This window comes from Veillonella sp. CAG:933 (assembly GCF_000431435.1).
Taxonomy (GTDB): Bacteria; Bacillota; Negativicutes; order Veillonellales; family Veillonellaceae; genus Veillonella_A.
The window spans coordinates 1-9,100 of the sequence record NZ_HF986226.1; the positions used below are offsets into that span (position 1 = coordinate 1).

At 43.9% G+C, this 9,100-nt stretch carries 6 protein-coding genes and 1 pseudogene; 5 read left to right on the forward strand and 2 right to left on the reverse strand.

All coding sequences use genetic code 11. The features are described from left to right. Positions 1 to 275 precede the first annotated feature (275 nt). Together QZL64_RS11170 and QZL64_RS11175 are read right to left on the reverse strand one after the other, a co-directional pair. Positions 276 to 1,598, reverse strand: a complete 1,323-nt coding sequence (locus QZL64_RS11170) for an MFS transporter (protein ID WP_021842059.1) — start codon at positions 1,596 to 1,598, stop codon at positions 276 to 278. A gap of 151 nt (positions 1,599 to 1,749) precedes the next feature. Then, positions 1,750 to 2,274, reverse strand: coding sequence for a transcription repressor NadR (locus QZL64_RS11175; protein ID WP_226974600.1), 525 nt, complete (start codon positions 2,272 to 2,274; stop codon positions 1,750 to 1,752). A 577-nt stretch (positions 2,275 to 2,851) separates the two neighbouring features. On the opposite strand from QZL64_RS11175, the gene QZL64_RS11180 reads away from it, so the two are divergent. The 5 genes and pseudogenes from QZL64_RS11180 to QZL64_RS11200 form a co-directional block, all read left to right on the forward strand. Beyond that, on the forward strand, positions 2,852 to 4,141 hold the full coding sequence (locus tag QZL64_RS11180) for an adenylosuccinate synthase (RefSeq protein ID WP_021842061.1): 1,290 nt from the start codon (positions 2,852 to 2,854) through the stop codon (positions 4,139 to 4,141). Positions 4,142 to 4,456: 315 nt separating this feature from the next. After that, a pseudogene (locus QZL64_RS11185) lies at positions 4,457 to 5,041 on the forward strand (DedA family protein); the annotation flags it as partial. A 149-nt stretch (positions 5,042 to 5,190) separates the two neighbouring features. Further along, complete coding sequence (locus tag QZL64_RS11190) at positions 5,191 to 6,906, forward strand: ArnT family glycosyltransferase (protein WP_021842063.1); 1,716 nt, start codon at positions 5,191 to 5,193, stop codon at positions 6,904 to 6,906. 124 nt (positions 6,907 to 7,030) lie between these two features. Next, on the forward strand, positions 7,031 to 7,747 hold the full coding sequence (locus QZL64_RS11195) for a uracil-DNA glycosylase (protein WP_021842064.1): 717 nt from the start codon (positions 7,031 to 7,033) through the stop codon (positions 7,745 to 7,747). A 503-nt stretch (positions 7,748 to 8,250) separates the two neighbouring features. After that, positions 8,251 to 9,100 (forward strand): MBL fold metallo-hydrolase (locus tag QZL64_RS11200; protein WP_296309580.1); only part of this gene is annotated, 850 nt, incomplete at its 3' end.

Below are 9,100 nucleotides of genomic sequence, written 5' to 3' on the forward strand. Positions count from 1 at the left end.
ATTTTTAGGTCTAACTTTAAGGGGTCGGTTCACTTCTCGGGTTTTTCTATATAACCTTGCGCTGTTTCATTTCTCTTCTCTCCGTCATAGTGAACGGTGCGAGGTGCTGAGCGAAGCCCTGAGAGATCCGCGGCTGATATGAGATGATAGAAAAAAGTGGCGAGGTGGTATCGCGGTAAAAGGGTCTTCCTTCAAGCCTTTGGACGTGATACCTCGCCACTTCTATTTTTATTCAGTTGAGGAGCTTCTCAGGACTTCTTCATTCCTCCGCCGTTTTACTTAATTCCTTCTAATGCTTGTTTTTTACTTTCTTTACCAAAACTCAACACTACGAGTGCAATGATGACGAAGACAGAGGCAAAGAGGTAAAAAATAGCGTCCATATGCATTTCATGGGAGAGGAGGAAACCGACTAAAAACGGGGCGATGATGCCACCGATACGACCGATGCCGGCGGCCCAACCGGAGCCGAGGCCACGGATTTCGGTAGGATATAATTCCGGTGTGTAAGTGTAAATAACACCCCAGGCACCTAAGTTGAAGAATGACATGCAAATACCGGAGGTCAATAACATGGCTTCCGAGGTGGCATGACCAAAGAAATAGCTGCTGATGCCGCTACATAATAAATAGAGCGATAAGGTATAGCGACGTCCGATTTTATCAACTAAATAGGCTGCTGAAATGTAGCCCGGGAATTGTGCTATGGTCATGATTAAGAGGTATTCGAATGATTTTATAATGGTAAAACCTTGTTGATAGATTAACGAAGGGAGCCACATGAAAATGCCGTAGTAGCTGAAAACAATGCCAAACCAGGTAATCCATAACATGCAGGTACGCAAGGCATATTGTTTGTTCCAAAGAGTGCCAAGGGTAGGTCGAGAGTCGTTGGCGGTTAACATAGTTAAATCGTCTTTGGTGCAACGCGTGAGAGGAACCTTGGTAGCTGCCTCTACTTGAGCGATGGTTGCGTTCAGTTGGTCAAGTTTTTGCTGTTTAATCAGATAACGTAAGGATTCCGGCATGTGGGAGCGAATGACCCCGGTATAGAGGGCCGGTAAGGCCCCGATGGCAAGGCCGATACGCCAACCGTAAATCGGAATGATGAGATAGGCGATGAGGGCCGCTAAAAGCCAACCGATAGCCCAGAAGCTTTCCAGCATGACGATGAAACGGCCGCGGGAATCTTGCGGTGAATATTCGGTAATCAAGGTGGCTACTACAGGGAGTTCACCACCGAGGCCAAGGCCTACCAATAAACGACAGACGAGCAAAAACTCGTAGTTAGGCGCCATGGCTGACAGGGCCGTGGCAATACCGTACAGTAACATGGTCCAAGTAATGATTTTTTTACGACCTATATGATCCGCTAAAGCACCGGCCAATACGGCGCCGATGGCCATGCCCAAGAGACCTACACTGCCGAGCATACCGATTTCTGTGCCCGTGAGATGCCATTCTTTGGTTAATAACGGCATGATGAAGGAAATAATGCCCGTATCCATGGCGTCAAAAGCCCAGCCGATGCCGGCAATGAGTAAAAGTTTGTAATGAAAGCGATTAGGTTTCATCGTGTTCAATTCATTAATAATCATCGAGTCATCCCCTGTTTCTAATACCTAAAAATAAAAAGTATACAGTTGAGCAATGTGTATACTTTTTAACTATACAGCAATAACTTTCAGATAGCAAGGGCTTTTTTTGAAAAAAGTAAGCAAGATGATTATATGAAAAAACACCGGACAGTTATGCGTCCGATGCTACTATTATGTGTAAATCCTGTAATGCTTTGATGATGTGATCCATTATGTCGGGCGTGGGTGCTTCAATCAGATGGGTGTGGAGACCGTTGTTTAATCGGGAGAGCAAACCGCTGGTAGAATCTTTCTGTTTGTTTAAAAAGGCCTCAATATCGTCGTCTGTTTTGATTAACAAGGGGGCAGTGAGCGTCCCGTACACGTCGTGGTTGACAGATACATTGTGAACCAGGCCACCCATGGCGACAATTGTGTGTAATTCCGTCACTACATCCTCCGGCTTATGACGGCAGGTTATGGTGCGTAAAACGCCCTGCGTTGGCCCTTTGCTGATTTCGTATCCTTTTACGGTGGAACGAATCGGATAACCGGCGGCACGGAGAGCGGCCATGTCGTTCACGATTACCTGTCGTGTAACCCCGTAACTCTGAGCTAATTCATCACCCGTCAGCGGTGTCATACTTTTATTTAATATAGTTATGAGCTCTTGGCGTCGTTTTTCCTTTTTCTTCATGGGTTGGATCACCTTGCTATGAGAATACATAGGGAATTGAAATATAAGGCTGTGGTAGTGCACGGCCACAGCCTTTGCTAATTTATAGAATAACATTCAAATACTTACTGCTATTTTCTATTATTTTAGCTCATTTTATAGATTCATGCACTATAGTGCCATAAAAAAACCTCCTCCCCGGCATCATAAACACGATGAGAGGCTTTAAGCGATGGCCGAGAGATCTGCTGTTGTATGAGCGGTTAAGAACGAAGCGGCGAGGTGTTGCGGTAAAAGGGTCTTCCTCCAAGCCACCCTCTTAGCATCATAAACACGACGAGAGGTCTTTGGGAGAAAACGGAGAGGTCCTCGGATGAGGGTCTTTTTGCGAAGCAAAACCAAGCCTTAGCCGAGGAGCCTCTCCGTTTCCCATACCTCCGCCGTTTTACTTGATGCACACTTTTCAAAGGTATGTTATAATAAATTGTATGATAATGTCTCTATTTTTTAGTTTTAGAATTAGACTTTTATAATTCAAATTTTAGAGCAGGCCATACCACAACTGACACTATGTGATACAAATGGAGGTTTGAATATTATGGCAACTAGTATGGTTATCGGAACCCAATGGGGCGATGAAGGAAAAGGCAAGATCGTAGATTATTTAGCAGAACAGGCGGACGTGGTTGTTCGCAGTCAAGGCGGCAACAATGCAGGACATACCGTAGTAGTTGATGACGTAGCATTTGCGCTTCGTTTATTGCCTAGTGGGATTTTATATGACAATAAAATCAATGTGGTAGGCACCGGTACAGTTATCGACCCTAAAGTTCTTTTAGGTGAAATTGAAAACTTGGAAAGCCAAGGCAAAAGTGCTAAAACATTGCAGATTTCCAATCGTGCTCATGTAATTTTGCCATATCATAATCGCTTGGATGAAGCGGAAGAAGCCTCTAAAGGCGCTTTATCCATCGGTACGACCAAGAACGGTATCGGCCCTTGCTATGCAGATAAAGTAAATCGTATCGGCATTCGCATCTGCGATTTGATGAACGAAGAAGTTTTCAAAGAAAAATTACAATATAATGTTAAGATTAAAAATAAAATTTTGCGCGAAGTATATGGCGCCGAACCGGTAGATTACTATGAAATTTTAAAAGATTACTTAGAATATGCCGATCGTTTACGCCAATATGTACAAGATACAAATTACAATGTAGTATCTTACATCAAAGATGGTAAAAAAGTGTTGTTCGAAGGCGCTCAGGCAACTATGCTTGACCTCGATCATGGTACTTATCCATTCGTTACGAGCTCTCATCCTATTTCCGGTGGTGCTTCTGTAGGCGCCGGTGTAGGTCCTAATTATTTGAAAAATATCGTAGGCGTAGTTAAAGCGTACGCTACTCGTGTAGGCGCCGGTCCATTCCCATCCGAACAATTGAATGAAATCGGTGATTTACTCCGTGAAACCGGTCATGAGTTCGGTACCGTAACCGGTCGTCCTCGTCGTTGCGGTTGGTTAGACTTGGCTGTAGTTAAATATGCAGCCGACCTTAACAGCCTTGATTATTTGGCAATTACCCGTCTTGATATTTTGGACAAATTGCCTGAAATTAAAATCTGTGTAGGTTATACTTTGAACGGCGAACCGGTTAAAGGATTCCCGGCAGATTTACAGGTATTGGAACAATGCGAACCGGTATATGAAACGTTACCTGGTTGGCAGACAGATATTAGCGGTATTCGTCATTATGATGAGTTGCCTGAAGCGGCTCGTCGTTATGTAGAACGCATTTCGGAAGTAACCGGCGTTCGTCTCGGTATCGTATCCGTAGGCCCTAACCGTAAACAGACTATCGTGTTGGAAGATGTATTCGGAGCCTAAGAGTTCTCGTATAGTTTTTTTTGCATGATAGCAAAATGAAACAGTAAGTAATTTAGCCACTGAGTTAATTCGTTGACTCGGTGGCTTTTTTCGCAGTATTGCTGAGATATAGCTTATAATTAGGTTTCTTTTTCACCCTTTGCTAAACCGGATTTTACAATTTATAAACTTTTTATAAACTATGCGTTTTGGTAATAACTTTGTGTTAAAAAGACAGAAATTATGGTAAAATAAAAGATAATGTGAGAAATTAACACACTCTGTAAGAGAAATATAGTTTGGTAAGTTGTAAACAAGTAAAAGGAGATATTAACAGTGGATTACCTGATTTCATTTTTGGAGACATACGGCTATGCGGCCATGTTTATTACGATGGTATTGGAAAATGCCAATGTTCCGATTCCCAGTGAGATTGTGTTGGGCTTCTCGGGGTATTTGATTGCGCAAGGCGTATTCGAGATGAATATGACCATGATTGTAGCTACGGCTGCCGGTGTGGTTGGCTCTATTTTATCCTATTGGATGGGGGAACATGGGGGCCGTCCGTTGCTTAGAAAATATGGTCGCTATATTTTCTTCAATGAACATAAATTTGAAATGGCTGAGAAAATGTTTAATAAATACGGCGGTGCTGCGGTGTTCTTTGGCCGTTTGTTGCCGGGGATTCGTACCTTTATTTCTTTCCCGGCCGGTATCGCCCGTTATCCGATGGGGCGTTTTATCATTTGGACTTTACTCGGCACAATTCCTTGGACGATTTTGCTCGTATGGCTCGGCGTAAAATTGGGTGAACATTGGCAGGATTTGATTGAGTACAATCATGAATTCTTAGTTATTATGATAGTTGTTTTTGCTATCATTGCGGTCTTCTTCGGCATTCGTTACTATCGCAACAAAAAGCGCAAGCAAGATACAGACGGTGTAAATTCAGTTGCTCATGACTCGAAGATTGAAACCAAAGAAGAGGCAGACCTTACGGATGAGGCAACAACCGAAATGAAAGACAATGCTGTGCAGGATAATACAACACAGCGCTAAGGAGGGATTAGATGCGACTTCATCGCTTGAGCGTCATTTGCTTCTTAATCGCCTTCGCCATGTTTGCTATCGGCAATGGCAGTTTGCCGATTACCGATCCGGTTGAGTCGAACTATGCATTGACAGCTAAAGAAATGGTCATGTCCGGCGATTGGTTATCGCCACAGATTTATCATGAATATTGGTATGATAAGCCGATAATGATTTATTGGCTTATTGCGTTAAGTTATAAAATTTTCGGCTTTTCCGATTTTGCTGCTCGTTTTCCGGCCGCTTTATTCGGGGCCTTGTCGGTAGGGTTCTTCTACCAGGTAGTGCGCAGCATTTCCGGCCGTCGTTTGGTATCGCTGTGGAGTGCCATGATTCTCGGTTCATCCCTTGAATTCTGGATTTTGGCGCGAGGCATCGTAACGGATATGGTGCTCTTGTGGGCGACTATCGGCACCTTGGCCTATGCTTATCGCGGGCTTACGGAACGCCGCACCTTGTTTATGGTGTGGGCATACCTTTTTGCGGGCATCGGTGTTTTGACCAAAGGACCGGTGGCACTCGTATTGCCGGGGATTTTGCTCTTGGTATATGCCGCTGTAATGCGTTCGGGCCGTATGCTTCGCTACATCTTTTCGTGGCAAGGCATTTTAGCCTTTTTAGTTGTCGTTATGCCTTGGTACGGCTATATGTACATGACACACGGGCAAGATTTTATTGATGGTTTCTTGGGGCTTCATAATGTGGTGCGCGCCACCCAGTCGGAGCATCCGGAAGCTAATCATTGGTGGTATTACTTAGTTATGTTCCCGTTGGCTTCGTTGCCGTGGACAGGCGCCGTATTATACGGTATGTATTACGGTTGGCGTTTTAAACAGCCGTTCTATATTTATTCCATGATTATGGGGTGGGGGACATTATTATTCTATACGTTAATGGCCACTAAGTACCCGACGTATACATTTATCAGCTTGGTACCGTTTAGCTTTTTAGGTGCTTTTGGGGTTGTAAAAATATTGCGTCCCGGTCGCCCGCGTAAGTTGTCTTGGCTCATTATGGGGCCGGCCTTCTTCTTGTGGCTCGTTTTGGGCGTGGCCAGTTTTTATGTGCCTTGGGGCTTCTGGTACTTGTTGTATGTACTGATTGTAGTCGGTTTTATTTTGACCGGCCTGATGTATTGGAACCAGAAACGCTATATGCTGCCGGTAGTAGTTACTTTTATGACTATGGCCATTGCAGGGCTTGTTATTCATGAAGGGATACAACCGCTGGTAGAACAACGCTCATCGGTAGCTTATGCACCTGTTGTGGCTCAGTATGACGGCGATATCTATTATTATGGTGACTATAGTGCGTCGCTCGTGTATTATACGGACAAAGAAGTTACTAAAATTGAAGACGATGCGTTACCTAATAAAAATAAGGAACGTAGTAATGCTTGGGAAGGTAAAAACAAGATGCCTGCTCAAACGGTAGAAGAAGTGACGGAGCGTTTTCAGGCGGCCCTTAATAATGAAGCACGAGTTTTACAAAGTGTAACGAATGATAAGGGACAAGCAACCCGCTTGCCGATGGGGAAAAATCCGACGGAACCGATGCCGATCGATAATCCGGTAGCACTTCATGCGCTGATTCTTGTGCCTGAAAAGTATCGGGGACATTTTGAAAAATCTTCGTTAGCGTCAATGGTGAAATTGTTGCGCGTTGAGAATAAGATATTTATTTACGAAACACGATAAACAATCAGTTTGTTAACTATATTGATTGGCGGATTTTTATCAAATTGTTATAGCAGGAAAGATACATGTCAAAAGTGTGTTGAATGCGTGTTAAATGTGTGTTAAATGCCGTAGAGGAGGTTCTATGAAAGATTCAATTAGTCGGTTTATAGATAAACTGGCAGCTTATGAAGGCTCTGATACGGTATTTAATCCGTGGCGTGATTACGATCCGGCCCTCGATGTATCGCAGGCGGCGCCTCAGTGGCGACGGGAGCAATTAGAGAGTTATTTAAGAGCACGCTTAAAACAAAGCCGTTATCTTATTGTGGCTGAAGCCGTAGGCTATCAGGGTGGGCGCTTTTCCGGTATTGCCATTACCTGTGAGCGCATGCTCCTCGGTTTTCATAATGATGTGAAACCCGCTATGATTTTGCCGGACGGCATAGGCAAACGGACGAGTCGTGCCGATAGCCCATTGTTGCTTAATAATAAACAACGCTTGGAAGGGTTTAACGAACCGACGGATACGGTAGTATGGTCAGCTCTTTTGGAGAATAATATCTCTACCTATGATGCTATATTGTGGAATATTTTTCCTTTTCATCCCCATGTAGCGAATCAGCCTTTGACGAATCGCACGCCTACGGAGACAGAAATTGTTATCGGCGGTCAGTTTACCGAGGACTTAATGGCCTTGATTGAAGCGTACAATGGTGACCGACAGATTATTTGTGCCGTAGGGCGCAAGTCGGCGGATATTTTGGCGCGGCAGGGCATTGTGGCTCATGCACTGCGGCATCCTGCCAATGGCGGCGCCAAGCAGTATCGCGAGCAGTTCAAGGCTGCGATTGAGCGTTAATGACAGTATGTAAGGGCGAAGACGTGTTGCTTGGCATAAAATTAGTGTAAGCGCCGGTTAGTATACGCAAAAGACATAGAATAAAAAAGTTTTATATATAGAGAATCTTCGATTAATTTGTCGGGGGTTCTTTTCGTTTTATATGACTTATGGTATACTATTCGTAAGATATTTGTTCGGCTTTGGGTTAATATAATGTGCAAAGAGTCATAATTCGGCTCTTTTTTCAGGTACACAATATGTGTAATCGTGCAGTTTTTTCACATTTTACCCTTTAACTTTACAGAAGCAGTTTGCAGACGAAGAGGCGTGTCTTACAAAGAACGGTCCTTGCTTTTGTGTTGCATCCATACGCTTATGTGATGACAAGTTAATAATGAACGAGTGAATCTTTTTACGTACATCCCACAAAGGAACGCGGAGAATAGGTATACTCCGGACGGACGTACATGATTAAGGTATATATTTAAGGAAATATAAAATTTAGGAGGAGTAATACATATATGTTAAAAGAATTATTGAATCAATTAACAGGCCAAAGCAATAATACTGCTAATGAGCCTAAACCGGCGGCTGAGAAAAAAGCACCGGTAGCTAAAAATGTTGTGGCTACTGAAACGACAGGTGCCGATCAAGCACAACAGGGCGGCGAAACCACTCGTCGCACCACGCGTCGCACAAATAGTAATCGCAATACCGGGGAAACTCGTCGACCAAGCACACGCCGTACAACGAATGCATCCGGCGAAGGCGCTAAACAGTCCGCACCGCGTCGTAAGAACACAAATTCTGCCAATGCTGCGGCTAATGCGGAAGGCACAGCTAAACCGGCTCGTACCAACAACCGTACGAATAATCGTACTAACTCTACACGTTATAACAATCGCAATGAAAAAAATACCGGCGATCGTGCCAATATTAATGGCCGTCACACATCCCACAGCAATGGTGATGCACATGCGAATCATCAACATCATTCGAGCAAAAAAGATAAGCTCATGATTATTCCGTTGGGCGGTCTCGGTGAAATCGGTAAGAACATGACCGTATTCCAATATGGCGATGATATTATCGTATTGGATGCAGGTCTTGCGTTCCCTGAAAACGATATGCCGGGCGTTGACATTGTCATCCCTGACATGAGTTATTTGATTGAAAACCAAGATAAAGTACGTGCCGTAGTTATCACTCACGGTCATGAAGACCATATCGGTTCCTTGGCGTATCTCTTGAAAGAAATCAATGTGCCGGTATATGCTACTAACCTTGTTTGCGGTTTAATCGAAGGCAAATTGAAAGAAAATAAAGTAGGCGGCGTAAAACTTAATATTGTAAAAGCGGGCGATGAAATTC